The following is a 1,394-nucleotide window of genomic DNA, read 5'->3' as shown; positions in this document are numbered from 1 at the left end:
CAGCATCTCTATGCGTGATAGCCGCTTCACCTAGCATATCGAATGAATAGGTATAACCTTTATTACGATATGGTTGACTGTTTTTATTGGCGTCTTCAATGGTTTCGCCCAATACAAACTGATGACCCATGATACGCATGGCTTTTTGCATAGCACTACGAATGACAGGCTCACCCATCTTTTTGGTCATGCGATCCAAGAAACCCGATGCAGTGGTGCTGCTATCAATACTGACGACACGGCCTGTCATCATCATGCCCCAAGTAGAGGCATTGACCATGAAACCATTGTCATTTTTGATGTGCTTTTTCCAATCAGCCACACTCATTTTGTCATGAATCAATGCATCAGCAGTATAATTGTCTGGCACTCGAATCAAAGCTTCTGCCAAGCTCATGAGCAAGATACCTTCTTGGGTATCAAGGCTATACTCAAGCAATAATGAGTCAACCATCTTGACGGCTTTACCATCGTTACGCACATGCTCAACCAGCTTGCGTGTCTGCTCAGCGGCAGCATCACGCTCTTGGGTACTAGGCTTAGCAAGTGGCAATAAATCAGACAACCAACGCTGTTCATCAACGCTATACAGTGGCGAAATACGCTTATATAACTCTTCTATTGGCTGGGCAAGATACTCTGGCGACAGCATATCAACAGGATTGAACAAAATCGGCTCTTGCGGGGTAAACTGGTCTACTGGGTTCATAACAACTCCATAACTATCGTTTAAAAACCATAATAAATGGTGCTTTAGGAAGTCTGATCGTCCTGCATAACTGCTCGTAACCGCTATCAAAATAGAGGTTATTGACGGATATTCACAGCAATAATCAAAAGACCAAACGGCGCCATCACAAAACTAGAAAATCCAGCACATGCTGGAGATGGTTAAGTAGGTCGTTCAACTGTTAAACGGGCTACGTTAACAATACAAAGGCAACAACGAAAAATTAAGCGGCATTAGTGCCTTCTTCTTGTTAGTAGTGAAAGGAGTGTGATGGACAAATATCGCTTGAATGAAGTGATAAAAAATCACTTGAACAAGCCCAAACATACCATCTTAAATGTGCAAATTCACTGTAAGAAAAACCTCTACGGCGTTGATTGAGGTGATGCGCTTAACTCGGCTATAATATCATGAAAAAAAAATTCAAACTAACGATTTTTTTTATTTTTATAAATTAATTTGCCTTTAAATAACAAAGACTTACAAGCAATTTGTCAGTCATGACGCTTTGGTTATATTTTTTAGTTTACTATTACTGATTAATTATTACCAAAATTTTGGGTTCCAATCACACAAATTTTCGGCTCACTAGTAAGCTAAGTACTGTCTCCAAATAATAAAAACCCTCTTTACCATCAAGTGATAAAGAGGGTTTTATTGTTAG

1 pseudogene is annotated in these 1,394 nt (G+C 39.7%); it reads right to left on the bottom strand.

Annotation, left to right across the window (positions count from 1 at the left end):
- Nucleotides 1-709, bottom strand: a pseudogene (locus ACS8FC_RS14160) (bifunctional proline dehydrogenase/L-glutamate gamma-semialdehyde dehydrogenase); the annotation flags it as partial.
- Between the last annotated feature and the right edge of the window lie 685 nt (nucleotides 710-1,394).

The sequence above is a fragment of the Psychrobacter sp. 1Y4 genome (assembly GCF_051847555.1).
The sequence above is the reverse complement of the archived record's forward strand: the minus strand, read 5'-3'. Positions and strand labels throughout refer to the sequence as shown.